Source organism: Streptomyces sp. NPDC013317 (assembly GCF_055563155.1).
This window is the reverse complement of sequence record NZ_JBVHDX010000008.1, coordinates 240428-266860: the sequence shown is the minus strand read 5'-3', so window position 1 is coordinate 266860 and position 26433 is coordinate 240428. Positions and strand designations below refer to the sequence as shown.

26 protein-coding genes and 1 pseudogene are annotated in these 26433 nt (G+C 71.9%); 8 read left to right on the top strand and 19 right to left on the bottom strand.

The window, feature by feature from the left end:
• Window positions 1-20: 20 nt before the first annotated feature.
• On the top strand, window positions 21-3629 hold the full coding sequence (cobN, locus tag ACZ3IJ_RS22290) for a cobaltochelatase subunit CobN (RefSeq protein ID WP_467470703.1): 3609 nt from the start codon (window positions 21-23) through the stop codon (window positions 3627-3629).
• 52 nt (window positions 3630-3681) lie between these two features.
• Here cobN and abc-f read toward each other — a convergent pair whose 3' ends face one another.
• The 4 genes from abc-f to ACZ3IJ_RS22270 form a co-directional block, all read right to left on the bottom strand.
• Window positions 3682-5262, bottom strand: a complete 1581-nt coding sequence (gene abc-f / locus ACZ3IJ_RS22285) for a ribosomal protection-like ABC-F family protein (RefSeq protein ID WP_467470701.1) — start codon at window positions 5260-5262, stop codon at window positions 3682-3684.
• A gap of 142 nt (window positions 5263-5404) precedes the next feature.
• The gene (locus tag ACZ3IJ_RS22280; protein WP_467470699.1) at window positions 5405-6358 is read right to left on the bottom strand and encodes a nucleoside hydrolase; all 954 of its coding nucleotides are present in this window, start codon (window positions 6356-6358) and stop codon (window positions 5405-5407) included.
• Between the two features lie 153 nt (window positions 6359-6511).
• On the bottom strand, window positions 6512-7477 hold the full coding sequence (locus tag ACZ3IJ_RS22275; protein ID WP_467470697.1) for a D-2-hydroxyacid dehydrogenase family protein: 966 nt from the start codon (window positions 7475-7477) through the stop codon (window positions 6512-6514).
• Window positions 7478-7598: 121 nt separating this feature from the next.
• Entirely contained in the window at window positions 7599-8297 is a 699-nt protein-coding gene (locus ACZ3IJ_RS22270) for a PP2C family protein-serine/threonine phosphatase (protein WP_467470830.1), read from the bottom strand.
• A gap of 219 nt (window positions 8298-8516) precedes the next feature.
• On the opposite strand from ACZ3IJ_RS22270, the gene ACZ3IJ_RS22265 reads away from it, so the two are divergent.
• Window positions 8517-8816, top strand: coding sequence for a hypothetical protein (locus ACZ3IJ_RS22265; RefSeq protein WP_467470695.1), 300 nt, complete (start codon window positions 8517-8519; stop codon window positions 8814-8816).
• 63 nt (window positions 8817-8879) lie between these two features.
• Here ACZ3IJ_RS22265 and ACZ3IJ_RS22260 read toward each other — a convergent pair whose 3' ends face one another.
• The 4 genes from ACZ3IJ_RS22260 to ACZ3IJ_RS22245 all read right to left on the bottom strand — a co-directional run bounded on the left by ACZ3IJ_RS22260 (window position 8880) and on the right by ACZ3IJ_RS22245 (window position 10974).
• A complete protein-coding gene (locus ACZ3IJ_RS22260; protein WP_467470693.1) occupies window positions 8880-9335 on the bottom strand; it encodes an iron chaperone in 456 nt (151 codons plus the stop codon).
• A 131-nt stretch (window positions 9336-9466) separates the two neighbouring features.
• Window positions 9467-10090 carry a glyoxalase gene (locus ACZ3IJ_RS22255; RefSeq protein WP_467470691.1) on the bottom strand — a complete coding sequence of 208 codons (624 nt, stop codon included), beginning with the start codon at window positions 10088-10090 and terminating at the stop codon, window positions 9467-9469.
• Complete coding sequence (locus ACZ3IJ_RS22250; RefSeq protein ID WP_467470689.1) at window positions 10087-10536, bottom strand: helix-turn-helix domain-containing protein; 450 nt, start codon at window positions 10534-10536, stop codon at window positions 10087-10089. The genes ACZ3IJ_RS22255 and ACZ3IJ_RS22250 overlap by 4 nt, the downstream gene beginning before the upstream one ends.
• A 27-nt stretch (window positions 10537-10563) precedes the next feature.
• Window positions 10564-10974 carry a VOC family protein gene (locus ACZ3IJ_RS22245; protein WP_467470687.1) on the bottom strand — a complete coding sequence of 137 codons (411 nt, stop codon included), beginning with the start codon at window positions 10972-10974 and terminating at the stop codon, window positions 10564-10566.
• Between the two features lie 142 nt (window positions 10975-11116).
• Between ACZ3IJ_RS22245 and ACZ3IJ_RS22240 the strand changes: the two genes are divergently transcribed.
• The gene (locus ACZ3IJ_RS22240) at window positions 11117-11596 is read left to right on the top strand and encodes an SAM-dependent methyltransferase (protein ID WP_467470685.1); all 480 of its coding nucleotides are present in this window, start codon (window positions 11117-11119) and stop codon (window positions 11594-11596) included.
• 497 nt (window positions 11597-12093) lie between these two features.
• Here ACZ3IJ_RS22240 and ACZ3IJ_RS22235 read toward each other — a convergent pair whose 3' ends face one another.
• Complete coding sequence (locus ACZ3IJ_RS22235) at window positions 12094-12735, bottom strand: TetR/AcrR family transcriptional regulator (protein ID WP_467470682.1); 642 nt, start codon at window positions 12733-12735, stop codon at window positions 12094-12096.
• 207 nt (window positions 12736-12942) lie between these two features.
• Here ACZ3IJ_RS22235 and ACZ3IJ_RS22230 point away from each other — a divergent pair, with 207 nt between their 5' ends.
• Both ACZ3IJ_RS22230 and ACZ3IJ_RS22225 read left to right on the top strand, forming a co-directional pair.
• Window positions 12943-14160 carry an NAD(P)/FAD-dependent oxidoreductase gene (locus ACZ3IJ_RS22230; protein ID WP_467470680.1) on the top strand — a complete coding sequence of 406 codons (1218 nt, stop codon included), beginning with the start codon at window positions 12943-12945 and terminating at the stop codon, window positions 14158-14160.
• Window positions 14161-14201: 41 nt separating this feature from the next.
• Window positions 14202-15098, top strand: a complete 897-nt coding sequence (locus ACZ3IJ_RS22225) for an RNA polymerase sigma-70 factor (RefSeq protein WP_467470678.1) — start codon at window positions 14202-14204, stop codon at window positions 15096-15098.
• A gap of 66 nt (window positions 15099-15164) precedes the next feature.
• Here ACZ3IJ_RS22225 and ACZ3IJ_RS22220 read toward each other — a convergent pair whose 3' ends face one another.
• From ACZ3IJ_RS22220 to ACZ3IJ_RS22210, 3 genes and pseudogenes are all read right to left on the bottom strand, one after another.
• Window positions 15165-15524, bottom strand: a complete 360-nt coding sequence (locus ACZ3IJ_RS22220; protein WP_391800172.1) for a hypothetical protein — start codon at window positions 15522-15524, stop codon at window positions 15165-15167.
• A gap of 88 nt (window positions 15525-15612) precedes the next feature.
• A complete protein-coding gene (locus ACZ3IJ_RS22215; protein ID WP_467470675.1) occupies window positions 15613-16650 on the bottom strand; it encodes an AraC-like ligand-binding domain-containing protein in 1038 nt (345 codons plus the stop codon).
• 97 nt (window positions 16651-16747) lie between these two features.
• Window positions 16748-16915 (bottom strand): annotated as a pseudogene (locus ACZ3IJ_RS22210) (arsenite S-adenosylmethyltransferase); the annotation flags it as partial.
• Window positions 16916-17017: 102 nt separating this feature from the next.
• Between ACZ3IJ_RS22210 and ACZ3IJ_RS22205 the strand changes: the two are divergent.
• Both ACZ3IJ_RS22205 and ACZ3IJ_RS22200 read left to right on the top strand, forming a co-directional pair.
• Window positions 17018-17443, top strand: a complete 426-nt coding sequence (locus tag ACZ3IJ_RS22205) for a hypothetical protein (protein ID WP_467470673.1) — start codon at window positions 17018-17020, stop codon at window positions 17441-17443.
• Between the two features lie 300 nt (window positions 17444-17743).
• Window positions 17744-19018, top strand: coding sequence for a M23 family metallopeptidase (locus ACZ3IJ_RS22200; protein WP_467470671.1), 1275 nt, complete (start codon window positions 17744-17746; stop codon window positions 19016-19018).
• A 418-nt stretch (window positions 19019-19436) separates the two neighbouring features.
• On the opposite strand, the gene ACZ3IJ_RS22195 is transcribed toward ACZ3IJ_RS22200, so the two are convergent.
• Both ACZ3IJ_RS22195 and ACZ3IJ_RS22190 read right to left on the bottom strand, forming a co-directional pair.
• Window positions 19437-19775: a MerR family transcriptional regulator gene (locus ACZ3IJ_RS22195; protein ID WP_467470669.1), complete on the bottom strand. Its 339-nt coding sequence runs from the start codon at window positions 19773-19775 to the stop codon at window positions 19437-19439.
• Window positions 19776-20675: 900 nt separating this feature from the next.
• Window positions 20676-21050 (bottom strand): STAS domain-containing protein, encoded by a 375-nt coding sequence (locus ACZ3IJ_RS22190; RefSeq protein WP_467470667.1) that lies wholly within the window; start codon window positions 21048-21050, stop codon window positions 20676-20678.
• A 417-nt stretch (window positions 21051-21467) separates the two neighbouring features.
• On the opposite strand from ACZ3IJ_RS22190, the gene ACZ3IJ_RS22185 reads away from it, so the two are divergent.
• Window positions 21468-21827: a hypothetical protein gene (locus ACZ3IJ_RS22185; protein WP_391800178.1), complete on the top strand. Its 360-nt coding sequence runs from the start codon at window positions 21468-21470 to the stop codon at window positions 21825-21827.
• A gap of 112 nt (window positions 21828-21939) precedes the next feature.
• On the opposite strand, the gene ACZ3IJ_RS22180 is transcribed toward ACZ3IJ_RS22185, so the two are convergent.
• The 5 genes from ACZ3IJ_RS22180 to ACZ3IJ_RS22160 all read right to left on the bottom strand — a co-directional run bounded on the left by ACZ3IJ_RS22180 (window position 21940) and on the right by ACZ3IJ_RS22160 (window position 26318).
• Window positions 21940-22251 carry an SCO5918 family protein gene (locus ACZ3IJ_RS22180; RefSeq protein WP_467470664.1) on the bottom strand — a complete coding sequence of 104 codons (312 nt, stop codon included), beginning with the start codon at window positions 22249-22251 and terminating at the stop codon, window positions 21940-21942.
• A gap of 49 nt (window positions 22252-22300) precedes the next feature.
• Complete coding sequence (locus tag ACZ3IJ_RS22175) at window positions 22301-22705, bottom strand: CBS domain-containing protein (RefSeq protein ID WP_467470662.1); 405 nt, start codon at window positions 22703-22705, stop codon at window positions 22301-22303.
• A gap of 46 nt (window positions 22706-22751) precedes the next feature.
• Window positions 22752-24263, bottom strand: a complete 1512-nt coding sequence (locus ACZ3IJ_RS22170) for a DEAD/DEAH box helicase (protein WP_467470660.1) — start codon at window positions 24261-24263, stop codon at window positions 22752-22754.
• 244 nt (window positions 24264-24507) lie between these two features.
• Window positions 24508-24711 carry a cold-shock protein gene (locus tag ACZ3IJ_RS22165; protein WP_030323642.1) on the bottom strand — a complete coding sequence of 68 codons (204 nt, stop codon included), beginning with the start codon at window positions 24709-24711 and terminating at the stop codon, window positions 24508-24510.
• Between the two features lie 407 nt (window positions 24712-25118).
• Window positions 25119-26318 (bottom strand): PP2C family protein-serine/threonine phosphatase, encoded by a 1200-nt coding sequence (locus ACZ3IJ_RS22160; protein WP_467470658.1) that lies wholly within the window; start codon window positions 26316-26318, stop codon window positions 25119-25121.
• Window positions 26319-26433 lie beyond the last annotated feature (115 nt).

Sequence of the window (26433 nt, the reverse complement as noted above, 5' to 3'; positions counted from 1 at the left end):
CGAGGAAGGCCTGCGCACGCATGCGAATTCTGTTGCTGTCGCACTCCGACACCGACCTGCTCAGCGCCCGCGCGGCCGGCGGCCCCGTCGCGTACCGGTTCGCCAACCCCTCCCGCCTCGCCCTGGACGACCTGCCCGGGCTCCTGGACGGCGCCGACCTCGTTCTCGTACGCCTCCTCGGCGGTCTGCGCGCCTGGGAGGACGGCCTGGACGCCCTGCGGGCGACGGAGAAGCCGCTGGTCGTGCTCTCCGGGGAACAGGCTCCCGACGCCCAGCTGATGGAGGCCTCCACCGTCCCTGTCGGCGTCGCCACCGAGGCCCACGCCTACCTCGCGCACGGCGGCCCGGCCAACCTGGAGCAGCTGGCCCGGTTCCTCTCCGACACCGTGCTGCTCACCGGTCACGGCTTCGACGCCCCGGCCGCCGCGCCCACCTGGGGCCCGCTGGAGCGGGAGGCGCGCGCCACCGACGGCCCGACCGTCGCCGTGCTCTACTACCGCGCCCACCACATGAGCGGGAACACCGCCTTCGTCGACTCGCTCTGCGCGGCGATCGAGGACGCGGGCGCGCGTGCCCTGCCGCTGTACGTCGCCTCCCTGCGCGCCCCCGAGCCGGAGCTGCTCGACACCCTTCGTACGGCCGACGCGATCGTCACCACCGTCCTCGCGGCCGGCGGCACCAAGCCCGCCGAGGCGCAGGCGGGCGGGGACGAGGACGCCTGGGACGCGGGCGCGCTCGCCGCCCTCGACGTGCCGATCCTGCAGGCGCTCTGCCTCACCGGCTCGCGCGCCGCCTGGGAGGAGAACGACGAGGGCCTCTCCCCGCTGGACGCCGCGAGCCAGGTCGCCGTGCCCGAGTTCGACGGCCGGCTCATCACCGTCCCGTTCTCCTTCAAGGAGATCGACGAGGACGGACTTCCGGCGTACGTCGCCGACACCGAGCGCGCCGCGCGCGTCGCCGGGATCGCGGTCCGCCACGCCCGCCTGCGGCACATCCCGAACGCCGAGAAGAGGCTCGCGCTGGTCCTCTCCGCGTACCCGACCAAGCACTCCCGGATCGGCAACGCGGTCGGCCTCGACACCCCCGCCTCCGCCGTCGCGCTCCTGCGGCGCCTGCGTGAGGAGGGGTACGACTTCGGCCCGGTCGAGGAGATCCCCGGGCTGGTCTCCGGGGACGGCGACGAGCTGATCTACGCCCTGATCGAGGCCGGTGGCCACGACCAGGACTGGCTGACCGAGGAGCAGCTGGCGAAGAACCCCGTCCGCATCCCGGCCGCCGACTACCGCCGCTGGTACGCGACCCTCCCGGCCGAGCTGCGCGAGGCCGTCGAGGAGCACTGGGGCCCGGCGCCCGGCGAGATGTTCCTCGACCGGTCCCGCAACCCCGAGGGCGACATCGTCCTCGCCGCCCTGCGGCGCGGGAACCTCCTCGTCCTCATCCAGCCGCCGCGCGGCTTCGGCGAGAACCCGATCGCGATCTACCACGACCCCGATCTCCCGCCGTCCCACCACTACCTGGCCGCCTACCGCTGGATCGCGGCGCGCGCCGAGGACGGCGGCTTCGGCGCCGACGCGATGGTCCACCTCGGCAAGCACGGCAACCTGGAGTGGCTGCCCGGCAAGAACGCCGGCCTGTCCGCCGCCTGCGGACCGGACGCGGCGCTCGGCGACATCCCGCTGGTCTACCCGTTCCTGGTCAACGACCCGGGCGAGGGCACGCAGGCCAAGCGTCGCGTGCACGCGACGCTGGTCGACCACCTGGTGCCGCCGATGGCCCGCGCCGACTCGTACGGCGACATCGCCCGCCTGGAGCAGCTGCTCGACGAGTACGCGCAGATCTCCTCCATGGACCCGTCCAAGCTGCCCGCCATCCGCGCGCAGATCTGGACGCTGATCCAGGCGGCGAAGCTCGACCACGACCTGGGCCTGGAGGCCCGACCGGAGGACGACGGCTTCGACGACTTCCTGCTGCACGTCGACGGCTGGCTGTGCGAGGTCAAGGACGCCCAGATCAGGGACGGTCTGCATGTGCTCGGCGGGGCGCCGGCCGGTCCCGAGCGCGTGAACCTGGTGCTCTCGATCCTGCGCGCCCGGCAGATCTGGGGCGGCACGCAGGCCCTGCCGGGTCTCCGTGAGGCCCTGGGCCTGGACGAGTCCGCCGCGACCCGCACCACCGCCGACGAGGCGGAGGCGACGGCGCGCGAGCTGGTCGAGGCGATGGAGGCGGCGGACTGGTCCGTGGACGCGGTCCCGGCGGTCGCCGCCGCGTACGGTCCCGACGTCCAGGCCGTCCTCCGCTTCGCCTGCGAGCAGGTCGTGCCGCGGCTCGCCGCCACGACCGACGAACTCGCCCACGCCGTCCATGCGTTGAACGGCGGCTTCGTCCCGGCGGGGCCCTCCGGGTCGCCGCTGCGCGGCCTGGTCAACGTGTTGCCGACCGGCCGGAACTTCTACTCCGTCGACCCCAAGGCCGTCCCCTCCCGCCTCGCGTGGGAGACCGGCCAGGCGCTCGCCGACTCGCTCCTGGAGCGCTACCGCTCCGACAACGGGGAGTGGCCGACCTCCGTCGGTCTCTCGCTGTGGGGCACGAGCGCGATGCGCACGGCGGGCGACGACGTGGCCGAGGCCCTCGCCCTGCTGGGCGTCCGCCCCACCTGGGACGACGCCTCGCGCCGCGTCAACGGCCTGGAGGCGATCCCGCTCGCGGAGCTGGGCCGCCCGCGCATCGACGTCACGCTGCGCATCTCGGGCTTCTTCCGGGACGCCTTCCCGCACGTCATCGGGCTTCTCGACGACGCCGTACGGCTGGCGGCCTCGCTGGACGAGCCGGCCGGGGAGAACTTCGTACGGGCGCACGCGCAGGCCGACCTGGCCGAGCACGGCGACGAGCGGCGCGCGACGACCCGGATCTTCGGCTCGCGGCCGGGCACCTACGGCGCGGGCATCCTCCAGCTGATCGACTCGCGCGACTGGCGCACGGACGCGGACCTCGCCGAGGTGTACACGGTGTGGGGCGGCTACGCCTACGGCCGGGGTCTGGAGGGCCGTCCGGCCCGCTCGGAGATGGAGACGGCCTACAAGCGGATCGCGGTGGCCGCGAAGAACACGGACACGCGTGAGCACGACATCGCCGACTCGGACGACTACTTCCAGTACCACGGCGGCATGGTGGCGACCGTCCGCGCGCTGACGGGCACGGCCCCCGAGGCGTACATCGGCGACTCCACCCGCCCGGAGACGGTCCGCACGCGGACCCTGGTCGAGGAGACCTCGCGGGTCTTCCGCGCCCGGGTGGTCAACCCGAAGTGGATCGAGGCGATGCGCCGCCACGGGTACAAGGGCGCGTTCGAACTGGCGGCGACGGTCGACTACCTCTTCGGCTACGACGCGACGACGGGCGTGGTCGCCGACTGGATGTACGACAAGCTGACCGAGACGTACGTCCTGGACCCGGAGAACCAGGCCTTCCTGAAGGAGGCCAACCCCTGGGCCCTGCACGGCATCGCGGAACGCCTCCTGGAGGCCGAGTCGCGCGGCATGTGGGAGAAGCCGGACCCGCAGACCCTGGCCGCCCTGCGCCAGGTCTTCCTGGACACGGAGGGCGACCTGGAGGACGGCGCCGAGGGCTGAGGCCTCCGCCGGGGCCGGGCGGCCCCGGCGCCGGGCCTCGACGGCCGACGGTCTACACCCGGGCCGCCTGCGCCGGGGCCAGTTCGAGGCGGCGGCCGGGGAAGGACCGCCTGATGCGGCGGTCGTGGGTGACCACGACCAGCGTGCCCCGGTAGGTGGCGAGTGCGGCCTCCAGTTCCTCCACGAGGCCGGGGGCCAGGTGGTTGGTCGGTTCGTCGAGGAGGAGCAGGTCCGTCGGGCGGCTGACCAGACGGGCGAGCTCCAGCTTGCGGCGCTGGCCCGTCGACAACTCCCTTACGGGCGTGCTCAGATCGGCCGCTCCGAAGAGCCCGAGCCGGAGCAGCTCCTCCTCCCGGCCCGGGCCGAAGGCCGCCGCGACCGTGCGCGGGTCGTCCGGTGGGGCGCCGTCCTGGCGGAGCATGCCGACCCGCGGTGGGACCGTCACCGTCCCGCCGTCCGGGGCGAGTTCGCCGGCGAGGACCTTGAGCAGCGTGGTCTTGCCCGCGCCGTTCGGGCCGGTGACCAGGAGGCGTTCGCCGGGGGCCAGATGCAGGGAGTCCAGGCGCAGCCTGCCCTCCACCCGTACGTCCGTCAGCGCGACCGCACCCGGGTCGCCCTCGATGTCGGCCGCGAACCTCAGCGGCTCCGGGGGCGGCGGCACCGGGTTCTGGTCCAGCCGGTGGAGCCTCTCCCGGGCGGCCCGGATCCTGCTCATCGCGCCGTGCGCCCGTGACCGGGCCCGGAACGCGCCCGCCCCGCTGAACGCAGCCGGAGCCTTGCGCGGGATGGCGGAGAAGCGGTCGATGTTCGTGTCGGCGAGCGTCGACCTGCGGGCGGTCTCGGCCCGCCACTCCTCGTACTCCCGCTCCCACCGGGCCCGTTCGGCCGCCCGTCCGGTCAGATAGCCGGCGTAGCCGTTGCCGTACCGGCGTACCGTCCGCCGCTCGTGGTCGACCTCCAGGACGGCGGTGGTGACCCCGTCGAGGAAGGCCCGGTCGTGGGTGACGGCGACGACCGTCCCCCGGTGGGTGCGCAGCCGCTCCTCCAGCCAGGCCACGGCCTCGTCGTCGAGGTCGTTGGTCGGCTCGTCGAGCAGCAGCAGTTCGGGGTCGGAGGCGAGGGTCGCGGCGAGCGCGAGGCGTGAGCGCCGTCCGCCCGAGAGGGTGCCCAGGGCGCGGTCGCGATCGAGCGGTTCGCGTTCGCCGAGCCGGCGGAGTGTCGTCTCCACCCTCCGGTCGGCGTCCCGTCCGCCGCGCGCCTCGTACGCGGCGAGCAGCGCGGCGTAGCCGTCGAGGTCGCCGGTGCGCGAGAGCGCCGCCTCGGCCTTCCGGATCGAGCGTTCCAGCCTTCGTACGTCGGCGAGCGCGAGGTCGATCGCGTCGCCGACGGTCGCCGTCCCCGCGAGGTCCAGGGTCTGGGGGAGGTGGCCGAGACCGCCGGGGGAGTCGACGGCGACGGTGCCGTTGTCGGGCGCCTCCAGGCCGGCGAGGAGCCTGAGGAGGGTGGACTTCCCGGAGCCGTTGTCGCCGACGACGCCCACGCGCTCGCCGGGCCGCACGGTGAGGGAGACGCGGTCGAGGACGAGCCGGTCGTCGTAGCGCTTGGTGACGTCGGTGAGTTGGACTCGGAACAAGTGGGGATCCTTCGCGTCGGGGACAGGGACAGGGACAGGGACAGGACAAGGGGGCAAGGGGCAGGAACTCAAGACGATACGTATCGTCTCGTGTGACCGACGATAAGGGTTCGCTCGCCAGCTTGCAAGACGTTCCGTCTCGTCAGTCCCGGGAGGGCTCGCCCAGCACCCGCACGGCCTCCACGATCAGATCCCAGAAGCCCGCGACGTCGACCTCCATACCCACCTCCGCGTTGGCCGGGCGGCCCGTCACCCCGAGCAGGTCCACCACCGTCGCGCCCCGCGTGTACGTGCCCGTCAGCTCGACCGACACCGCCGCCCGCACCAGGCTGATCAGGGACGGGTCGATCAGATGCGCCACGGTCAGCGGATCGTGCAGCGGCGGGGCGTCGAAGCCGAACACCTCGCGGTACGTACCGGCGAAGTAGGTCAGCAGCTCGACGCAGAGCTTGGACAGAGGCGTGCCGAGCGCCGCGATCCGCGAGACGACGTCGGCGGTCGCGCGTGCCTGGTGGGTGGCGTTGAGCCCGAACATCGTGATCGGCAGCCCGCTGGAGAAGACGATGTCCGCCGCCTCGGGGTCGCAGAGGATGTTGAACTCGGCGGCCGGGGTGGTGTTCCCGCGCCCCGTCGAGCCGCCCATCAGCACGATCCGCTCGATGCGCGGGGTCAGCTCCGGGTGGGCGAGCAGAAAGGTGGCGATGTTGGTCAGTGGCCCGGTCGGTACGAGCGTGACGGGCGCGGGATGCGCGAGCAGGGTGTCCCGGATCAGTGTGCGCGCGTCGCGCGGGTCCTGCGGGACGTCCGGTTCGCCGTCGCCGAAGCCCGGGCCGTCGAGCCCCGAGCCGCCGTGGATGTTCTCCGCGACGAGCGGCGGCCCGTGCAGCGGGCGGTCCCGTCCGGCCGCGATCGGCACCCCGCGGATCCCGGCGACGGCGCAGACCCGGCGGGCGTTGAGGGTGGTCTTCTCGACCGTCTGATTGCCCGCCACGGTGGTCACGGCCAGCAGGTCGACGGCCGGATGGGCGGCAGCCAGCAGGATGTTGAACGCGTCGTCGTGACCGGGATCGCAGTCGAGGATCACGGGTACGGGCATACGTCCACCGTCCCATACGGCCGCCCCGCCGTCACGACCACGTGCCGCCGCCGACGTGGCGCCGACGTGCCGCCGCCGACGTGGCGCCGACGTGCCGCCGTCGACGTGCCGCCCGCGCTACCGCTCCCTCCCGGACGCCACCGCTCCTCCGCGCTACCGCTCCCCCAGCGTCCGTACGGGAGTGCCCGCCAGGTACGCCTCGATGTCCTCCACCGCCTGCCCGAAGTAGCGGTCATAGTTGCCGCGCGTCACGTACCCCAGGTGCGGCAGCGCCAGGACGTTCGGCAGGGTGCGCAGGGGGTCGTCGGCCGGGAGCGGTTCGGTGGCGAAGACGTCGAGTCCGGCGCCCGCGATCCAGCCCTCGCGCAGCGCCCGCAGCAGCGCCTCGCCGTCGACCAGGCCCGCCCGAGAGGTGTTGACCAGATACGCCGACGGTCGCATCGCCCGCAGTTCGGGCTCCCCGATCAGCCCGCGGGTCCGCTCGGAGAGCACCATGTGCAGCGACACCACGTCCGCGCGCTCCATCAGCGCCCGCCGGTCCGGCACGTGGGCGACCCCGTGCTCCGCCGCCCGTTGTGCCGTCAGGTTCGGGCTCCAGGCGACGACCTCCATGCCGAAGGCGAGCCCGACCCGGGCGACCCGGCCGCCGATCTTGCCGAGGCCGACGAGCCCGAGCGTCCGCCCGGACAGGTCCGCGCCGACCGTCGACTGCCAGGGCCCTCCCTCGCGCAGCGCCTGCGCCTCGGCCGGGACCTGCCGGGCCAGCCCCAGGATGAGCGCCCAGGTCAGCTCGGCGGGCGGTTCGGAGCTGCTGGCCGTACCGCAGACGGTGATCCCGAGGGCTGCCGCCGCCGCCAGGTCGATGGAGGCGTTGCGCATGCCGGAGGTGACCACGAGCCGCAGCCGGGGCAGCCGCCCGAGCAGCTCTGCGTCCAGCGGCGTCCGCTCGCGCATGACGACGAGGATCTCGCAGTCCCCGACCGCCGCGACCAGCGCGTCCCGGTCGGTCAGGTGCTCGCGCAGGACGCGTACGTCGACGCGGTCGGCGAGCCGGCTCCAGTCGGCGGAGGAGAGGGCGACGCCCTGGTAGTCGTCGAGTACGGCACAGCGCGGCTTCATGGCCCCATGATCGCGCGGCCGGCCGATCGTACGACGGGGGCCCCGGCCCCGCCCCGCGCTGCTGCGACACCCCGCTTGACGGCCCGTGAACGGCCCCGCTCGGACCGGCGGGAGTTCGTGATCACTCGCCGATTCGGACGAGGGCGATGGTGATGTTGTCCGGCCCACCGGCGTCGATGGCGGCCTTCCACAGTTCGAAGGCCGCCTTGCCGTCGTCGTGGACGCGCAGCAGCTCCTCGATCTCGCCCTCGGGCACGGGGTCGGTGAGCCCGTCGCTGCACACGAGATAGCGGTCGCCCGGCGAGAGCGGGAAGGCGGCGATGTGGGGGGCGACCGGGTTGTACGTCAGGCTGCCGCCGAGGGTCTGGGTGACGGCCGACGTGGTCCGGTGCCCGGGCGCGGGCGGCGGGCTGTCGTCCACGCTGACCTGGCGCAGCCCGTCACCGGTCGCGTGGAAGACCTTGCTGTCGCCGACGTTGAACGACAGCAGCGACCCGTCCAGGACCAGCGTGCCCGCGACGGTCGTCCCCATGGTGGCCAGCTCGGGACGGCCGTCGGCGGCCGCGTACACGGCACGGTTGCAGAGGGCCAGCGCCTCGCCGACCGTCTCCGGGCCGTCGAGCGCGGGTCCGAGACCCGCGAGCCGGCGGACGACCAGGGCACTGGCCACCTCGCCGGCCGGCTGGCCGCCGAGCCCGTCGGCGACGGCGACGAGGAGCGGCCGGTCCGGCGGGAAGGCCAGGGTCTGGGGGGTGTCGGTCACCGTCCCGCACAGGGTCCAGGGCCCGACGACGAGGCTGTCCTCGTTGTGCTCGCGCATCAGCCCGGCGTGGCTGAGGGCGGTCACGGCGATGTACGACGCCACGGCATCCGCCTCCTCGTGCCTCGTACCCCCATTCTCCCGCGATCCCGCGACGTGTCCTGTGCGGGCGGCCCGTGTCCCGTGCGGACGACCCGGCATGCGGCGCGGGCCCCGCCGTCGCAGGCTGGTCCTGAGCCGCCCGCCCCAGGGGAAGGCCGAGGGAAAGGACGTCCGCCGATGTTCGCGAGGCTGAGCACCTACCAGGGGTCACCGGTACCGCCGGAGGGCGACCTGGCAGCCAAGTCGGAGGTGATCGTCAAGCAGGTGGAGAACCTGCCGGGGTTCCGGGGCGCGTTCTATCTCGTGGACCGGGTGACGGGGAAGGCGAGGTCGCTGACCCTGTGGGAGGACGAGGCGGCGATGCTGGAGAGCGAGGAGCCGGCGGCGCGGGTACGGCACGAGTCGTCCCAGCGGGAGGGCCAGCGGGTGGTCTCGGTGGACCACTTCGAGGTGGCCTTCGTCCGCATGGCGCCCTGACGGGACGGGCGCCCTGACGGGACGGGCGCCGACGGTACGGCCGCAGCTGCTGAGGGACGTGCCTCAGCTCGCCGCGCGCTTGACCAGCGCCTCGATGAACGCCTCGTCGTCGGCGGTGAGCCGTGTCAGGGCGAAGGCGGTGGGCCACATGGTGCCCTCGTCGAGGTTGGCGGGGTCGTTGAAGCCGAGGGTGGCATAGCGCGCCTTGAACTTCGCCGCGCTCTGGAAGAAGCAGACGACCTTGCCGTCCTTGGCGTACGCGGGCATCCCGTACCAGGTCTTCGGCGTGAGCTCCGGCGCGGCGGCCTTCACGACGGCGTGGATCCGCTCGGCGAGGACACGGTCCGCCTCCGGCATCTCGGCGATCTTCGCGAGCACCTCGCTCTCTCCGTCCGCCTTGGCCGCGCGCGGGCTGCGGCGGGCGGCCTTCTTCAGTTCCTGGGCGCGTTCCTTCATCGCGCCCCGCTCATCCTCCGTGAAACCGTCGTACGACGTGGCGGCCGAGTCGGTGCTCTCCATGGCAGGTCCTCTCGCGGTGCTGGGGCGGGTCGGGGCGGGGCGGTTCTCCGTGCTGGTCGCGCTGGTTCGTACTCGTCGTACTCGTCGTACTCGTCGTACTCGTCGTACTCGTCGGATCGGCGTGCTGCGGGTCAGATCCGGCTGGTGGCCGGGGCGGGCTCCCAGGCGAACCCGTCGGGGTCGGTGAGGGCCTCGGTGCCGCCTCCGAGGACGAGCCGGTGCGAGCCCGTGCCGTCGACGGGGACTCCGACGTCCTTGGCGAGGGCGCGACGGCCGTACAGCGCGAGCTTGACGGGGCCGGACCCCGCGGCGAACTCGACGTACTTGCGGCCGAAGCTCTTCGTCACGGTGAGGCCGTGCTCGACGTAGAACTGCCTGCTCGCGGTCACGTCGGCGGCGCCGAGCAGGAGCACGATCTGGTCGATCCGGCCGGTGGCGGGGCCCTTGTCCTTCTTCTCCGACGTGGCGATCTTCCAGATCGTGCCGTCGGGCGCCCGGACGACGCCGCCGTAGCCCCAGAAGGACTTCGAGACGGGCTTCAGCGCCGTGGCGCCGGCGTCGAGGGCGGCCTCGACGAAGGCCGTGACGTCGGCCGGCCGGGAGACCGTGAGCGACAGCGAGAAGCCGCGGAAGCCGGTGGTCGGGGCGTCCGAGGCCCGCAGGCGGACCTGGTCGCCCAGACCGAAGGCGGTGTAGAAGCGCTCGGCGGCCGCGGTGTCGGCCACCTCCAGGGTGACGGTGTCGATGGAGTTCATGACTGCCACGCTAGTGACGGCAGGGCCGCCGACGCTTCTCGATTCCTGACCGGTCCGGCGGACCGCTCCGACGCGTCCGCCGCCCGGCTCCGGTAGTCGTCGGGCTCCATGCCGACCCGCTCGGCGAAGTGCGCGCCGAAGACGCCGGACGAGGAGCAGCCGACCTGGGCACGCACCTCGGCGACGCCGAGATCGCCGCGGCGCAGGAGCGCCGTCGCGTGCTCGACGCGCCGGGCCATCAGGTAGGAGTAGGGCGACCGGCCGTACGCCCGGCGGAACAGGCGGCTGAAGTGCCCGGGAGCCATGCCGGCGTCACGGGCGAGCGCGTCGACGTCCAGGGGCCGTGCGTACTCCCGGTCGATCCGGTCGCGGACCCGGCGCAGCCGTGCGAGGTCCTTCAGGTGCTGCGCCGCGACGCGGGCATGCCTCCACGCGGGATGGCACATGGGTGGAACTCCCTTCAGCCGGACGGCTCAGCGGACTTCCTGGATGCGGACGAGGTTGCCCGCGGGGTCACGGAACGCGCAGTCCCGCACGCCGTACGGCTGCCGGGTGGGCTCCTGCACGACGTCGACGTCCCCGACCTGCACCTTCTCGAAGACGCCGTCGAGGTCCGGGGTGGCCAGCAGGATCCACCCGTACGTGCCCTTGGCCATCATCTCGGTGATGGTGCGCCGCTCGTCCTCGGTGATCCCGGGGTCGGCGGCGGGCGGCGCGAGCAGGATGGAGGTCCCGGGCTGTCCGACGGGTCCGACGGTGATCCAGCGCATCTTGCCCTGCCCGACGTCGCTGCGGACCTCGAAGCCCAGCACGTCCCGGTAGAAGGCCACGGCGGCGTCGGGGTCGTCGTGCGGGAGGACGGTGGTGTGAATGGTGATGTCCATGCCCATCACGCTAGTTGGGCTCGTGGCCCGCCGCTTCTCGATTCCTGACGGCCGTCGGAGGAGCCTCTCCTGGTGACAGAACTCCGTCAACCGCTGCGTACCGTGGGCGGTGACCACTCCCTTCCCGCGAACGGAGCACCACATGTCGGAGCGCACACCCACCGCCGAGGTCGTCTCGAACCCGATCGGCCGAGTGGTCGGCGGGCGGACGGAGGTCCGTGACGACGCATGGGGGGAGGTCTCCGCGGTGATCAGGCTGGACGAGCGCTTCGGGCCGGACGCGCTCGCGGGCCTGGACTCCTTCTCGCACGTGGAGGTCGTCTACCACTTCGACCGGGTGCCGGCGGAGAAGGTGGAGACCGGAGCCCGGCACCCGCGCGGGAACACCGACTGGCCGCTGGTCGGCATCTTCGCCCAGCGCGGCAAGAACCGCCCCAACCGGCTCGGTGTCTCCCGCTGCCGCCTGCTGCGCGTCGACGGACGCGACGTCCACGTACAGGGCCTCGACGCCGTCGACGGCACCCCGGTCCTCGACATCAAGCCGTACCTGTCCGAGTTCGGCCCCCGGGGGCCCGTGACGCAGCCGGACTGGGCCACCGAGATCATGCGCGAGTACTACTGAGCGCCGGGAGCCACTCGATCCCGGGGTTCCGGGATTCTCCGCCCGCGGTGTGACGGTCAGCGGACGACCGTGATGCCGAATCTGCCGCCGAACCGACACTCCGCCCGCTACCGCGTCCTGACCCGCCTCCGAGCCGCCGCCCAGGGCACCGCATGCCGCGAACCGACGCGGACAGAGCGCCCTTCTTCGCCGCCCCGGGTGCCGGCGGGGCCCGCCCAGCGCGCTCGTCGGGCGTCGCGGGACGGGCGGGAGCTTCGCCACACCCCCTGGGGGTGTCTCGCCGATCATGCCGGGCTCACGGGGCCTGGCACGCACTCCCCCGTAGCCCTTCGGGCACGGGAGGTACCCCCACGCCGCGTTGTCGTCGGTCGCCGACGCTCCGCGTCGGCTCCCTCCTCCGCCTTGCGACCGCACGCTCCCCCAAGCTCTCGGCTGCGCTCGAGCAGGGGGACCCCATGCCCCCGCTCCCGGATCCGGCCTGATCGACGCAACACCCCCTAGGGCGCGCCCGCTTCGTGTTCTCTGATCGCCGCCTCCACCAGGGCTCGTGCCGCCCAGGTGATGGCCTCCTCCTCTGCCTGCGGGCCGAGGCCACGGACATCACGCAGAGCGATCTGCGCCTCCCAGCCGACCACGATGGTCAGGGCCGAGATCAGCCGCTGGTACGACTCCGGGCTCAGGGTGTCGCGGAGCGGCTCGCAGGCCTGCTCCAGCCATTGGATCCGGCGGGGGCCGCGGCGCGGGGCGGGCGGATCCGGAGTCTCGCCCGCCGGCAGGTCGACGGTCAGGCGGATCAGCCGGCGGCCGAGGGGCAGTGACTGCGGTGAGTACGTCAACAGCGTCCTTATGAGGGCGTCCACCCGGGCAGCGGCGTCGCCGGCGATCGCGGGATCGGCGAGCGCCTGCTCGACCGGGGGCTCGTTGAGCGCGCCGGCGGTCGCGTCGATCAGCAGGTGGTCGAGGCTCGGAAAGTACGTATAGACCGTGCGGCGTGACACGTCGGCGGCGGCCGCGATCTCGTCGACGGACGGCGTCGCTCCGCCGGCGCTCAGCCGGACCGCCGCGTCGACGATCGCCTTACGGGTACGGCGGCGCTGCGCCTCGCGGCCGCCGCGGCGGGCGGGATCGTCCTGGCTCATCGTGCCCTGTCCTCCCGGGGCGATCGGTTCGGCGGGGTCTTGACGCCCCCTCAGGCCGTAAGTATATCTTCGTGCAGTCGCTGCACAGCAGTGCAACGACAGCACTGGCGTGAACTCGAATGTCGTGCGGGTCACATGGCCGTACGTGTCACAGAATCCGGGTCGTCGGTGTCTTGATGTCGAACCCCTTGAAGCGGAGGACACACCATGAGCGAGAACACCGATGTGGTCGTGATCGGCGGCGGGTACGCGGGCGTCATGGCGGCCAACCGCCTGACGAGGCGCGGCGACGTGACGGTCACGCTGATCAATCCGCGCCGGAGCTTCGTCCACCGGATCCGCCTGCACCAGCTGGTGGGAGGGACGGACGGCGCGGTCGTCGACTACCGGGAGGTACTGGGCGAGGGCGTACGGCTGGTGGTCGACACCGTGACCCGGATCGACGCGGCCGCACGCAGCGTGGAGCTGGCGTCGGGCGGCAGGGTCGACTACGACTACCTGGTCTACGCGGTGGGCAGCGGCAGCGCCGACCCGAGCGTCCCCGGGGCGGCCGAATTCGCCTACCCCATCGGCACCTTCGAGGAGGCCGGGCGTCTGCGCCCGGTCCTCGACGCGGCGCCCGCGACGGCCGCGGTGACCGTCGTGGGAGCCGGTCCGACCGGTATCGAGACCGCCGCCGAGCTGGCGGAGGCCGGCCGCGCCGTCACCCTGGTCTGCGGCGGGGTGCTCGGCCCGTACCTGCACCCGAGGGGCCGGCGCTCGGTCGCCAGGCGGCTGGCCGGGCTCGGGGTGACCGTCCTCGACGGCCCCGACACGAGAGTGACGGCCGTGACGCGTGACGCGGTCACGCTCAGCGGAGGCCGCGAGCTGCCGAGCGCTGTGACGATCTGGACCGTCGGCTTCGGCGTTCCGGACCTGGCCGCGCGCAGCGGTCTGAGCACCGACGCGCTGGGCCGTCTGCGTACGGACGAGACGCTGACCAGCATCGACGACGAGCACGTCATCGCGGCGGGCGACTCGGCGGCGCCTTCGGACCTGCCGCTGCGGATGAGCTGCCAGGCCGCGATGCCGATGGGCGCCCGGGCCGCCGACACGGTGCTCAGCCGGATCGCGGGGGAGCGGCCCGAGACCCTCAACCAGTCGTTCGCCGCGCAGTGCATCAGCCTGGGCCGAGGCGACGGCATCTTCCAGTTCGCCAAGCGGACCGACGTCGCCGTCTGGCTCAAGGTCGACGGCCGCCTGGGCGCGAAGCTCAAGGAGCTCGTGTGCGTGGGCGTGGTCAAGCACCTGGCCGACGAGGCGGGCAAGCCCGGCTCGTACCGTCTGCACCGCGCCTCGGGAGGGGCCACCCGCGAGCGGCAGCTCCGGGCCGCGGCAGCCGCGCGGACCGCCACGCCCGCCCCGGTCCGGCGGGCCGGAGTCTGAGCGAACACCTCCCGACGTAAAGGACCCTGACGAGGATGCACATGGACGAGCAAGCCACCGACCCGGCGACCGAGGCGTTCGTCGCCCACCGGAACCTGCTCTTCACCGTCGCGTACGAGATGCTCGGCTCGGCCGCCGACGCCGAGGACGTGCTGCAGGAGACCTGGCTGCGCTGGGTCAGGGTCGATCTGGAACAGGTGGGCGACGCGCGCGCCTACCTGGTCCGGATCACGACGCGGCAGTCGCTCAACCGGCTCCGTACGCTCCAGCGACGCAAGGAGGCGTACGTCGGCAACTGGCTGCCGGAGCCGCTGCTCACCGCGCCCGACGTGGCCGAGAACGTCGAGCTCGCCGAGAGCGTGTCGATGGCGATGATGCTCGTCCTGGAGACGCTGGCACCGACCGAGCGCGCCGTCTTCGTCCTGCGCGAGGTCTTCGACCTGGGCTACGACGAGATCGCCGCCGCCGTCGACAGGACCCCGGCGGCGGTCCGCCAGATCGCCCACCGCGCCCGCCGCCACGTCGACGCCCGCCGCCCCCGCCAGGCGGTCCCGCCGAGCGTGGCCCGGACGGCGCTGGAGTCGTTCCGCCAGGCGCTCGAGACGGGCGACCCGCAGGGCCTTCTCGACGTACTCGCCCCGGGGGTCGTCCTGGTCAGCGACGGAGGCGGCATCAAGCAGGCCGCGCTCCGCCCGATCGCCGGCGCGGACAAGGTGACCCGCTTCATGCTGGGCGGCCTCGGCAAGAACAAGCTCCCCATGGAGGTCGCCTTCACGGTGATCAACGGCAGCCCGGCCCTCCTCGTCCACCTGGACGGCGAGCTCGACGGCATCATGGCGATCCACGTCGAGGACAGCCGCATCACGGGCCTCTACTACGTCCGGAACCCCGAGAAGCTCTCCCACGTGGAGTCGGAGACCCCGCTCACCCTCCGCTGAACCGGCCCCTCGCACGGCAGAAGCCCCAGGCCGTTGGACCTGGGGCTTCTGTCGGGGTGGCGGCGGTCAGAGGCTGATGGTGTAGATGTCTTGGTGCTCCTGGTACGCGGGAACCCATCCGTCGACGGCGCCGGTGGTCGGGCCGGTGCAGTTCGCCCTCTCGAAGCCCATGTAGCTGACGGCCCCCTTCCACCAATAGCCCGAGAGCAGGGTGAAGGTGGAGGGCGTCTGGAAGCAGCCGTCGACCCGCTGGCCGTTCTGATTCGTACCGACGACGTAGAGGGAGTAGGTCTTACCTTCCCTGTCGTAGAACTGGAGCATCTGGCCGTTGGAGCCGGCGAAGGACTGACCGGCGGTGCCGAGAATTCCCGCGAACGCCAGTGCCGTTGCTCCGACGGTCGTGGCGATCTTCCTGCGCATGCTCATGCTTTCCCCTGAGGTCTCGGCCCGTGCAGATCGCCGGGCCACCGCCGCCGCGTTCTCGCTGCGGCGGTGTTCCCCGGCAGCGGAGAATCTAGGTCCGCCCGGCGCGCGGTGGTGTGCGTGACGTGCAGACTTTCTGTCCAACGCGCGCACCGCGTGCACCGCGTCCCGTGGGGGCCGAGGACGACCGGTGTTCGGACGGGGTGATCCCGTACGCCTCACGGAAGGCGCGGCTGAACGCGGTCGCGCTGGAGAACCCCCAGCGCGCCGCGATCAGTTGCACGGGCTGACCGCTCAGTTCCCCGCGCGCGAGGTCGGCACGGGCGCGCTCAAGACGGCTGTGCCGGATGTGCGCCGCGACGGTCAGGGGCTGGTCGCGGAAGAGGGTGTGGAGACTCCGCAGGGACATGCCGTGCCGATCGGCGACCACCTGAGGAGTCAGCTCCGGGTCCCCGAGGTTGTTCTCGATGAAACGGTGGATCCGCTGCAGTGCCTCCTGCGCCCGCGCCTCGGCGGGAGCCTCGCCGGGGTCACCGAGCCGTCGCGCGAGAAGCGCCGTGGCGAGTTCGAGGGCGACGGACCCCATCGCGCGCAGCTCCTCGGGGTCACAGTGCGGGCCGTGGGCGAGCAGCGTCTTCAGGAAGCCGGCGAGGACGGCCCCCGACCCGGCGTCGGCGGCCAGACTCCGTGCGAGGAGCCGGTCCACCCGGTCGGCGCGCAGCGCCAGGGCGGACCGGGGCATCTGCAGCACGACCGACTCGACCCGCCCTCCCACACTGGCCCCCTCGCTCGGCCGCGAGGTGTCGGTGAGAACGAGCCCGCCCGCCACCACGGACTCGCTGCCCCGCTGGGAGATCCTGAAGGCGCCCTGTGTGACGAGCGCCAGCTGCAGGTGCTCGGGGTCACCGCGCCGCACGTGGACCGAGGTGCGGCGCGAAGTCACCGGCGAACACGCCACGGTGGACAGCCGCACCACACCGAGATCCAGTTCCGCGATGCTGGCGTGGAAGTCGGTCCTGCTCTCTGTGCTGAGCAGGACGGGCATCACATCGCTGGACACGGCCTGGCAGAACCACTCGAACCTGTCCCCGCGCGCCACGCCGGCATCCGACGCAACCAGCACTCCCATGCGATCCCCCTGCCGCGACGAGGCGACCAACCCGCCGGCCGATCTGTCGGACCCATGATCCCGGATGGCGCACGACCTGCGTTCTCGACGTCTCTCCCACCGCGCCGTTCGGCGCGCCGCGTTCGGCACGCTGTCGCGGGGTGAGGGTGTCGTCGGCGACGACGTCCGAGACGCCGATACGGCGCCCGGGCTTGAGGGCGCGGAAGGTCTCGGCGAAGACGGCGGGCTTGTCGGTGGTCAGGTCGATCACGCGGTTCGAGATCACCCGGCGGGAGGCACCTCGTCCGGCGTACGTGGCTGAAGTACTCGGGGTGCGGTGAGTATCTGCGCTCTGCTCCCCCCGGCGGAGAGCCGGGACTCTTGGGCCATGCGACGACGACTCCCGATGCTCGACAACCAGCCGTTGGTGACCCTGCTGCTGGCCCTGACGACACTGGCCGCCTGGGCCGCCTGGCTGGGCTGGGACCAGCACCGCGACGTGCACCCCGACGGCTCCACGACCGGCCCCTACGAGGCCTGGCAGGTGATCGGCCTGGTGCTGACTCTGCTGGCGTCCGTGTCCTGGGCGGCATCCCGGCGCCACGTCGTCGGTGCGGTGGTTGGCCCCACCGCCGGGCTGACGGCCGCCGCCTTCTATGACTGGTCGGACGACGCCAGCGGCCTCTTCATGGTCGGCGTGGTGATGGTCATGATGGGAAGTCTCGCCGTGACCACCGCCGTCACCGCCGTGATCGCCGCCGTGACAGGCCGCTCCGACCGCCGAGGCCGGGCGGGGCTGGGGGCGACGTCCTGAAGAACGTCGCCGCCTTGGCCGTCCGTACGGCTCTGACCTGCGGACACGTCTCTTCTCGGGTCCCGTCGGGAGGCTCTGCTCGTACCCGTGGTGACCGCTGTTCACCGCCCTGGAGGGCGCGGATGGGGCACGTGCCGGCTCCCGCTCGGCGGTTCGGTGCGGCTGGACGGGTGTAGTTCGTACCCGACTCCGGCGCCGTCCGACGGGAGTGCCGCTCGGCCGGATTACATGGGCCTGCGCCTCGGCGCGGGGCGTGCCGGTGCCCTTCACGGGCCCGGACCCGACGACTGGAAGAGCACCATGGCAGAGCGCCACCCTCGCAACCGCACCGGCCGCAACCCGCTACGTCGCGGGCTCGCCGCCGCCGTGCTCGCGGTCGGCATGCTGACGGCTGCGGCGGCACCCGGATTCGGGGCCGGCGCGACCCCGCCGGCCCCCGGACCGCAGTTCACCCCGTTGACGGCGGCGGTGATGACCGAACCGGCGCCGTTCCGGGCCACGGACGGCAAGACGCACCTCTCGTACGAACTGCTCACCACGAACGCGCTGTCCAGCAGCACCCAGGTGCGGCTCGACCGTGTCGAGGTCCGGGACGCGCGCACGCACCGGGTGGTGGGCGCGCTGAGCGGCCAGGCGCTGGCCGATGCCGCCAACCCGGTGGGTGACCCCCTGCCGGGTGCGGACGGGTACACCCCGGCGCCCCCGGGGCCGACGCCGACCGTCATCCCGGGCTCCCAGCAGTGGGTCGTCTGGATCGACCTGGCCCTGGACCGCGGCCGACGGGTGCCCGAGGTCCTCGAACACCGTCTCTCGGGTGCGGTCCTCACCGCCTCCGGTTCCTCCCCGTTCGAGGAGACGGTCCAGGTCACCCCGACCGACCGCGCCGCGCCGCTGAACCTGGAGGCGCCGGTCCGCCCCGGCACCTGGTACTCCAGCGAGTCGTGCTGCGGCAACACCCACCATCGGCGCGGCCTCGGTCCGATCAACGGCCGCTTCTACGTGCCACAGCGGTTCGCGATCGACTGGTACCGGGTCGGCGAGCAGGGACAGACCTGGGAGGGCGACCCCGCCCGGCTCAGCAGCTACCTGAGCTACCGTCAGCCGGTCGTGGCCTCGGCCGGCGGCAGGGTCGTGGAGGTCCAGGACGGGATCCCGGACAACACGCCGCCCGTCACCCCGCCGGTCCCGCCGATCGAGGAGACCGTCGGCAACCACGTCACCGTGGAGGTCGCGCCGGGCCGCTACCTGCTCTACGCCCACCTGAAGCCCGGCTCGCTCAGGGTCCGGGAGGGCGACCACGTCGAACCCGGCCGGGTCCTCGGCCTGATCGGCAACAGCGGCAACTCGACCACGCCGCACCTGCACTTCCAGGTGATGACCACGCCCGAGTTCTTCCCGACCGACAGCCCGCCGTTCACCTTCCGGCGGTTCCGCGTCGTCGGAGAGGTCGAACCCCGGATCTGGGACGACAACCTGGGCCTCCAGCCGACCGGAGTCCTGCCGATCACCCCCTCGCCGTACGACGGCCCCCACCGCGCCCGGTACCCGCTCGACCGCGAGGTGCTGGAGTTCTGACCGCTCCCGGCCGGCCCGGCGCGCGGGGCACGGAGAGGCCCGGATGCCCGGACGACGACGAAGGCCACATCGAGCCCGCGGTGACGCCGTTGGTCGACGACGTCGGTGTGCCTCGGGTACAGCGAGCCGTCACCGGAGAGCACGCCGTGCTGCGGCATCTGGTCGGCGGGCTGCCCGGAGACGGCCTGAAGCCGAGTACGAACTCTCCCGGACCGCTCGGGGGCGGTCTCCATAGGCATCCACGGCCTGATGGGCAACTCCCGACACGAACGCGCAGGCCGGGCGCACAGCGCCCACCGGGCCACTCGTAGTGCTGGCCTGGGGGCGGGTCTCCGCGCGGGCATCTGCTCGTGAGTAGTCCTCCGCCAGGCCCCGGGGTTGCACCCGTCGGTCGATGCCGACGGCGGGCGGACTCACCTCAAGCCGATTCCGGCGGCCCGTCGGATGCGGCGGCGCGGCGGTATTCGGCGTTGATGCGCTGGGCCTCTTCGAGCTGGTCTTCGAGGATGATGATGCGGCAGGCGGCCTCGATCGGTGTGCCCTGGTCGACGAGTTCGCGGGCGCGTGCCGCGATGCGCAACTGGTAGCGGGAGTAACGGCGGTGGCCGCCCGCCGAGCGCAGCGGGGTGATCAGGCGGGCCTCGCCGATGGCGCGGAGGAAGCCCTGCGTGGTGCCGAGCATCTCGGCGGCCCGGCCCATCGTGTAGGCCGGGTAGTCATCGTCGTCGAGACGGCCGTACGAGTCATCTGCTGTCATTTGCACCTCTCTGGGAAACGCGTTGAGGGGCCCTGGTGCCAGTACTGGCACCAGGGCCCCGAAGGAACTTCTACACCACCTGCCGGCCCTGATACTGCGCCGGCGTTCTGTGTCCGCGCACCCGACCTGGTTGCTGTCGGGGCTGCGGGGATCGCGGTTGCTTGACCGGAGACCACCTCACTATCGATGTCCTGCGGTACCCGGGCTCAGACGTACGCCCGGGCGATCCTGATGGCGTGGGTTCCTCCGTTCTTCCTCGGTGATCAACTACTTACTACGGGAACTTCGTACTGCGGGTACTGCATGGTGATGCGTACTGCTTGCTCAGTGGCCTGTGACAGCGCCACTCTTCGACAGCCAGCCCCGTTGCCCGTCCTGCGTCTGCTCTGGCTTAGAACCCCACTGCCGAACTTCCCGGTGCGCGCGTCCGCAGCCGACGCCTTCACCAGGGGTACCGCTTGCCGACTTCACTGCTGGGTACTGCGCACTGCGAACACGGGTACCGCACCTGCCATGACCGCGGTCCCGCTTGCGGCGGCCCCTGATCACTGCGGGCCACCCGGTCCGGCCGCCAGTCCCGTCGCCGTCCTGCGAAAGCCTGGCTTCGAAACTCCACCGCCGCACCGCCCTGCGAACTGCAACCAGCTGTAGTTGCTGGTAACGCCTGCCCGGCAGTTCGTCTCTGCCGAGCCCTGTTGTCTCTCTGGGCTACGAGAGAAACCATAGCCACGCCACAGCCGCATGTCTACTCCGGCCAACATAGATTTTCGCGCGTCCGCTGGATAGGTAATCGGCCTCGAACAGTGACGCGAGGGGTCGCGGAGCGGCACCGCCGGGCGAACGGAGGAAAGACGGTAACCGCCTTCCTCCCCCGAACCGTTGCGAGCATGGTGACACCGGTCAGGAGTATGAAGGCCCTGGCGTGGCTGCTGACGTCGGCGCGCAGGTCCGGAGCGGCTGCTTCTGCGCCGCGGTGGCGGTGTTCAGGAGACGCTGCACGGGCCGGGAGCGGTTGACGAGCCGGAGCCTGCGTCCGTGGCGTGGCCACCGTTCGAGGATGGCAAGGAAGCCGGAGTCGCAGAAGGTGACCCGGGCGGTGTCCAGGACGAGGCCGGTGCAGCCGGTGTCGGCGGCCGAGGCCAGCAATGCCCGCAGCGGGGCGGCACTGTAGTGGTCGATCTCGCCTGCGAGCCGGACCACCAGGGTGGTGCCGAGGGTGGTGCAGGAGGAGATGACTATGACGCCGGGCGCGCTGTCCGCGCCCGAGTCATGCACGGTGGTAGAGGCAGGGGCTGCGTGGGAAGTGGCCACTATGGGGACGATGCTCGTGGTGTTCACATCCGCACCAACGTCTCCCGCCCGGGGACAGGAAACGAGCCAGGCAGCCCTTTCACCCCATGTGACCAGCTTCGATCCCCGATCAGGGGAAAGTTCCATCGGAGGGGGCAGACTGCGCCTGGGACGGGCCTCTGGTCCGGAGGCCGTATGGCCTTCTGTCGGCCGAACAGATGGTCGTGCTCCTCGCCGGCGTCAGACGGCGACTGTCCGTCTCCCTGGGAGGATTCCGGTATGGAGCCGCTGGCGAGCCCTTCCGGCTGGTCCGCGCGGGACGGATCCGCCTGTCGCCCAGGCCGCCCCCGGTCGCCCGACCGGTTGAGGGGACGGGGCTACCCGTGAATAGGATCGGCTCTCATGTCGAAGCTTGACGAGTTGCTCGTTGACGTCGCCACGCTGGTGGAGTCCGGGCAGAGCAATCAGATGTCCATGACCGTGGTCACCGGTGGCGCTGTCATCACCGGTCGGCTGGCGCCCGAAGCGGTGTGGAGGCAGCGGGTCTCGGAGGTTCTGGCGGACTCCGCCCGCCTGGGAGAGTTCTCCGCGGTCTTCACCGCTACGACGCGGAGGGACGGACCGCCCGCATACCTGCACTTCCACATGGCGCGGATCCTTCAGGGCACGGTGGGGATCCCGGAGACCGGCGGGATGTACCGCGTCTCGATCGCGGATGTCAGCGCCTGGACCATGGGCGACTTCCGTTACTCCGATCACTGACGTCGAGCCCTTGGGGAACTCGTCCACCGCTACGCGAGAGGGCCCGGTCGGCGGACCGGTCGGGCCCTCTCGGCTGCCTGAGTGTCAGCTCACGTTCGCCCGTGGGTGATGGTCAGGCCGCTGCCGGAGTGCCGAGCATCGCGGAGGCGTGCTCGAACGGGTCGGGGGCGTGGGTGGGCGCGGTGTTCCGGGGGAGGCCGCGGCAGGTGAAGCCGAGCTTGGTCATGGCGCGGAGAACTTCACCCGCACTGAAGTCGCGGCGGTCCTGGCGGGTGATGACCTGGCCGACCTGCATGACGGGGTAGGTGCGGCGACCGATGATCACGGACTCGCCGACGACCTCCTCGGGCTTGACGCCCTTCATGGAGTCCAGGACGCCGCTCTTGGTGAGGTCGAAGGGGAAACGGGCGATGACACAGCGCACGATGCCTCACAGGGAGAGGAAGGGAATGGTTCCGCCGTGGTGAGGCGGTTCACGCGAGGACGAGGGCGGGCGCGAGGGCGCCCAGAGCGTCGTCCTGTCCGCCCGCGCCGGACGAGGCGACGACCCTGGGACGTACGGCCCGCCCGATCGTCACAGCGGTGGCCGAGGTGAGCGGCCCGCCGTCGCCGGAGAGGTCGCGCAGCTGGATCCGGTCCGTGTAGGCGGGGCTGTCACGGACCGTGGTGAGCTGGGTCCGGGTGACCAGGCCGGTGCACTGGTCGTCGCTGTCGCAGACGAGCAGGTGCGTGGTGTGGGCCCCGGCCATGACGGCCAGGGCCACTTCCACGGTCATGTCGTCGCAGACCAGCGGTCCGGCCGTGTCGACGGCGTCGGCCGCCGTCAGGTGCGCGGGGGCGGGGTGCGTCGGGCGGGGCTGCATCTGGACCAGCGTCATGACGTGCCTCCTGCAGAGATGGGTCAGCTTCCGGATCACGTACGGCTCAGGCCGCCGCGTCGCCGACGGAACGCCGTCCGCCGGCGCGCCTCGCCGAAGAGCTGCGCCCGCGCCGGCCGCGGGAGGCCGTGCCGCGTTCGCGCTGCTCGGCCGGCGGCGCGGTGATCGTCACGGGGGTGCCGGAAGGGGTCTGGGCGCCCGTGATCCGGCGGAGCTCCTCCTCGCCGGATCGGACCTGGGTGGTCTCCGGCACGATGCCGGCGGCCGCCATGAGGCGAGTCATGTCGCGGCGCTGCTGGGGCGTGACGAGGGTGACGACGCTGCCGGACTCGCCGGCCCGGGCGGTTCGGCCGCCTCGGTGCAGGTAGTCCTTGTGGTCCGTCGGCGGGTCCACGTTGACGACGAGGTCGAGGTTGTCGACGTGGATGCCGCGCGCGGCGACGTTCGTCGCGACCAGGACGGTGACGTGCCCGCTCTTGAAGCGGGTGAGGGTGCGCGTCCGCTGCGGCTGCGACTTGCCGCCGTGCAGGGCGGCGGCCCGGACACCGCAGTGGAGGAGGTCCTCGGTGAGGCGGTCCACGGCGTGCTTGGTGTCCAGGAACATGATCACCCGGCCGTCGCGCGCCGCGATCTCCGTCGTCAGCCGATGCTTGTCGGCGCCGTGCACGTGCAGGATGTGGTGCTCCATCGTGGTGACCGCGGCCCGGGAGGGGTCCACGGAGTGGACGACGGGGTCGGTGAGGTAGCGGCGGACCAGGAGGTCGACGTTGCGGTCGAGGGTGGCGGAGAACAGCATGCGCTGGCCCTCGGGGCGGACCTGGTTCAGGAGCGCGGTGACCTGGGGCATGAAGCCCATGTCGGCCATCTGGTCGGCCTCGTCCAGCACGGTGATCGCGACCTGGTTCAGCCGGCACTCACCGCGGTCGATGAGGTCCTTGAGGCGGCCTGGGGTGGCCACGACGACTTCGACGCCGCTTCGCAGAGCGTTCGCCTGCCGGCCGATCGGCATCCCGCCGACGACGGTCGCAAGGCGCAGCTTCACGGCGCGGGCGTAGGGCGCGAGCGCGTCGGTGACCTGCTGGGCGAGTTCCCGGGTGGGGACGAGGACCAGCGCCAGCGGCTGACGGGGCTCGGCGAGCTGTCCGGCGGTGCGGGCCAGCAGGGCCAGGCCGAAGGCGAGGGTCTTGCCGGAGCCGGTCCGGCCGCGGCCCAGGACGTCGCGGCCCGCCAGGGAGTTCGGCAGGGTCGCGCCTTGGATGGGGAACGGGACGGACACGCCCTGTGCGGTGAGCGCGGCCAGGATGCGCCGGTCCATGGCCAGGTCGGCGAAGGTCTCGACGGCGGGCAGTGCCGGAGTGATCGTCTTCGGCGGGGCGAACTCCCCCTGCACGGCGGCGGAACGCTTGCCGCGTCCGCCCGACCGGCTGGGACCTCCCGACCGGCTCGCGGCGGACGAACCGGGTCGACCGCCCCGGCCCGTTCCGGCGGAGGAGTCGTACGCGTGGCCGCCGTTGCGGCGGGTGCGGGCGGAACGGCCGTTCGTGCGTGTGGGGTTCATGCAGAACCTTCCTTGATACGGCGCGTATCAAGGACCCGGCAGCGGATGAACAGCATTGGGAATCACAGGCACGGGCCGAATGAAATGCGAAAGCAGGCAGCCTGGCTCAAGACAAAGGAATTGTCGGCGCAAGCGGGCGAGCGAAAGAAATGCGGCAGGTGCACGCGAAAACCCTGCGAAATGCATGCAGCTGGGGCCCGCACCCCGAGGGATGCGGGCCCCAGCTACGTATTACGCGTCAGCGTCAGGCGGAAACGATGTTCTCGGCCGTCGGGCCCTTCTGGCCCTGCGCGATGTCGAAGGAGACCTTCTGGCCCTCCTGGAGCTCGCGGAAGCCCTGGGCGGCGATGTTGGAGAAGTGGGCGAACACGTCAGGGCCGCCACCGTCCTGCTCGATGAAGCCGAAACCCTTTTCCGCGTTGAACCACTTCACGGTGCCAGTAGCCATGTCATATCTCCTTGGGCAGTACGACGGTATCCGTACCGTACGGATACCGTGTCGCCGCGATGATGCCCTGCCCGGAAAATGACCGGAAATACAAAGCGCTTCCGTGTGGCACGCGGCCGACGGGAGACGCTTGAAGTTTTTGGGTACCAAAACTGCAACTGGGTTCGACAGTAGCACGTCACCGCCGCCTGTGTGTCGCGAGTATTTCACCCTGTGTGGCGCCGCTAAAATCTCTGCCTGCGACGGCGGTTAAAACCTCAGGCCGCGAACACAGGTATTCGTGCACCCCGAATTCGGCGGTCCGGAAGCAAGGCGGTCGGCCGGCTGGGCTGTCGGCAGGTCATCGGAACCTGCGTCAGCGGGTCGGAGCCCGGGGGAGTCCCCGAGCGGTTGTGCACGGCGGCGGATCAGCCACGCCACTCGACCAGGACGAGAGTGGCGTCGTCCGAGGTGGCTTCGCCGCGGGCTCGCTTGAGCGTGTGGGACAGGTCCCGTGCCACCGCGCGGACTCCTCGGTCCGTCTTCTCCAGCTGGTTCACCCAGTCGATCAGCTGGTCCTCGCCGAACTGCTCCTGCCCGCTCTCGTGCTCCTCGATCAGCCCGTCGGTGAAGCACAGGACGCGGTCCCCCGGTTCGAGCGTCACACTGCTGACCTGTGGCTGTGCTCCTCCGAAGCCGACGGGGAGGGTGGTGGGGCTGTCCAGGCGGCCCAGGACACGGTGCTCGCGGATCAGAACGGGGGCGGGGTGTCCCGCGTTGACCCATTGCAGGCGGCCGACGGTCGTGTCCAGTCGCATCATCTGGGCGGTGACGAAGTGGTCGGGGGCGAACTGTTCGGCCACCGCCCGGTCCATGAAGAGGTAGATCTCGGACAGCTCCACGCTGATGCGGCGGGCGTGCCGGTAGGCGCCGATGGCGACGGTGGCCATGGTGGCCGCGTCCAGGCCGTGGCCCATGGCGTCGATCATGGCGAGGTGGAGGGTGTCGCCGTTGAGGGCGTAATCGAAGCTGTCGCCGGCCACGTCGTAGGCGGGTTCCAGGACTCCGGCGACGGCGACGCGCGGCATGGTCATGGTCAGCGGCGGCAGGAGCGACCACTGGATCTCCGCGGCGACGTTCAACGGCTCGCTGCGGCGGGTGCGGAAGAAGAGGTCGGTGTAGTCGTTCTTGGTCTGGAGGAGGTCGGCGACCAGGCCCGCGATCCGGCGCAGGATGCGGCGGACGTCGTCGTCGACCGTGTCCAGGGTGACGGCCAGGACGCCGGCCTGGTCGCCGCCGCCGAGCAGCGGTGCGTGGACGCGTACTCCGTCGGCCATCGCCAGCTCGACAGGGAGCGACGTGAGGAAACACCTGCCGGCGTCCGAGCCGTCGATGGACAGCGTCTCGCCGCCCGTCAGTCCTTCGGAGAGCAGGGGGACGAGCCTCTGCTGCTGATAGTCCTGGAGAAGGATCTGCGGATTCCTGCCGCCCAACCGGCCCACCGTCTCGGCGACGACCAGCCCGACCCGGTGAGGGGGCAGCTCGTGCGCCTGGTCCAGGATCGTTCCCAGAAGCCCCTCGTCGAAGCTCTCCGAGCGATCGGATTCCCTGCGCGGTCCGACGGTCATCCCGTTGCCTCCAACCGAGCGGCGATGACCTCGTCCGGTCCTGCCGTACGGGTCGGGTGCCGCGACCGCGCCGCGATCGGGTACCGGAGCGGCCCGCACCAGGGACGTGGCCTCC

What these genes read in the sequence shown, in the direction of transcription:
- cobN (WP_467470703.1), top strand. Translation starts at nt 21, where the DNA reads ATGCGAATTCTGTTGCTGTCGCACTCCGACACCGACCTGCTCAGCGCC.
- ACZ3IJ_RS22280 (WP_467470699.1), bottom strand. Translation starts at nt 6,358, where the DNA reads ATGCCCGTACCCGTGATCCTCGACTGCGATCCCGGTCACGACGACGCG.
- ACZ3IJ_RS22275 (WP_467470697.1), bottom strand. Translation starts at nt 7,477, where the DNA reads ATGAAGCCGCGCTGTGCCGTACTCGACGACTACCAGGGCGTCGCCCTC.
- ACZ3IJ_RS22270 (WP_467470830.1), bottom strand. Translation starts at nt 8,297, where the DNA reads ATGCGCGAGCACAACGAGGACAGCCTCGTCGTCGGGCCCTGGACCCTG.
- ACZ3IJ_RS22265 (WP_467470695.1), top strand. Translation starts at nt 8,517, where the DNA reads ATGTTCGCGAGGCTGAGCACCTACCAGGGGTCACCGGTACCGCCGGAG.
- ACZ3IJ_RS22260 (WP_467470693.1), bottom strand. Translation starts at nt 9,335, where the DNA reads ATGGAGAGCACCGACTCGGCCGCCACGTCGTACGACGGTTTCACGGAG.
- ACZ3IJ_RS22255 (WP_467470691.1), bottom strand. Translation starts at nt 10,090, where the DNA reads ATGAACTCCATCGACACCGTCACCCTGGAGGTGGCCGACACCGCGGCC.
- ACZ3IJ_RS22250 (WP_467470689.1), bottom strand. Translation starts at nt 10,536, where the DNA reads ATGTGCCATCCCGCGTGGAGGCATGCCCGCGTCGCGGCGCAGCACCTG.
- ACZ3IJ_RS22245 (WP_467470687.1), bottom strand. Translation starts at nt 10,974, where the DNA reads ATGGACATCACCATTCACACCACCGTCCTCCCGCACGACGACCCCGAC.
- ACZ3IJ_RS22240 (WP_467470685.1), top strand. Translation starts at nt 11,117, where the DNA reads ATGTCGGAGCGCACACCCACCGCCGAGGTCGTCTCGAACCCGATCGGC.
- ACZ3IJ_RS22235 (WP_467470682.1), bottom strand. Translation starts at nt 12,735, where the DNA reads ATGAGCCAGGACGATCCCGCCCGCCGCGGCGGCCGCGAGGCGCAGCGC.
- ACZ3IJ_RS22230 (WP_467470680.1), top strand. Translation starts at nt 12,943, where the DNA reads ATGAGCGAGAACACCGATGTGGTCGTGATCGGCGGCGGGTACGCGGGC.
- ACZ3IJ_RS22225 (WP_467470678.1), top strand. Translation starts at nt 14,202, where the DNA reads ATGGACGAGCAAGCCACCGACCCGGCGACCGAGGCGTTCGTCGCCCAC.
- ACZ3IJ_RS22220 (WP_391800172.1), bottom strand. Translation starts at nt 15,524, where the DNA reads ATGAGCATGCGCAGGAAGATCGCCACGACCGTCGGAGCAACGGCACTG.
- ACZ3IJ_RS22215 (WP_467470675.1), bottom strand. Translation starts at nt 16,650, where the DNA reads ATGGGAGTGCTGGTTGCGTCGGATGCCGGCGTGGCGCGCGGGGACAGG.
- ACZ3IJ_RS22205 (WP_467470673.1), top strand. Translation starts at nt 17,018, where the DNA reads ATGCGACGACGACTCCCGATGCTCGACAACCAGCCGTTGGTGACCCTG.
- ACZ3IJ_RS22200 (WP_467470671.1), top strand. Translation starts at nt 17,744, where the DNA reads ATGGCAGAGCGCCACCCTCGCAACCGCACCGGCCGCAACCCGCTACGT.
- ACZ3IJ_RS22195 (WP_467470669.1), bottom strand. Translation starts at nt 19,775, where the DNA reads ATGACAGCAGATGACTCGTACGGCCGTCTCGACGACGATGACTACCCG.
- ACZ3IJ_RS22185 (WP_391800178.1), top strand. Translation starts at nt 21,468, where the DNA reads ATGTCGAAGCTTGACGAGTTGCTCGTTGACGTCGCCACGCTGGTGGAG.
- ACZ3IJ_RS22175 (WP_467470662.1), bottom strand. Translation starts at nt 22,705, where the DNA reads ATGACGCTGGTCCAGATGCAGCCCCGCCCGACGCACCCCGCCCCCGCG.
- ACZ3IJ_RS22170 (WP_467470660.1), bottom strand. Translation starts at nt 24,263, where the DNA reads ATGAACCCCACACGCACGAACGGCCGTTCCGCCCGCACCCGCCGCAAC.
- ACZ3IJ_RS22165 (WP_030323642.1), bottom strand. Translation starts at nt 24,711, where the DNA reads ATGGCTACTGGCACCGTGAAGTGGTTCAACGCGGAAAAGGGTTTCGGC.
- ACZ3IJ_RS22160 (WP_467470658.1), bottom strand. Translation starts at nt 26,318, where the DNA reads ATGACCGTCGGACCGCGCAGGGAATCCGATCGCTCGGAGAGCTTCGAC.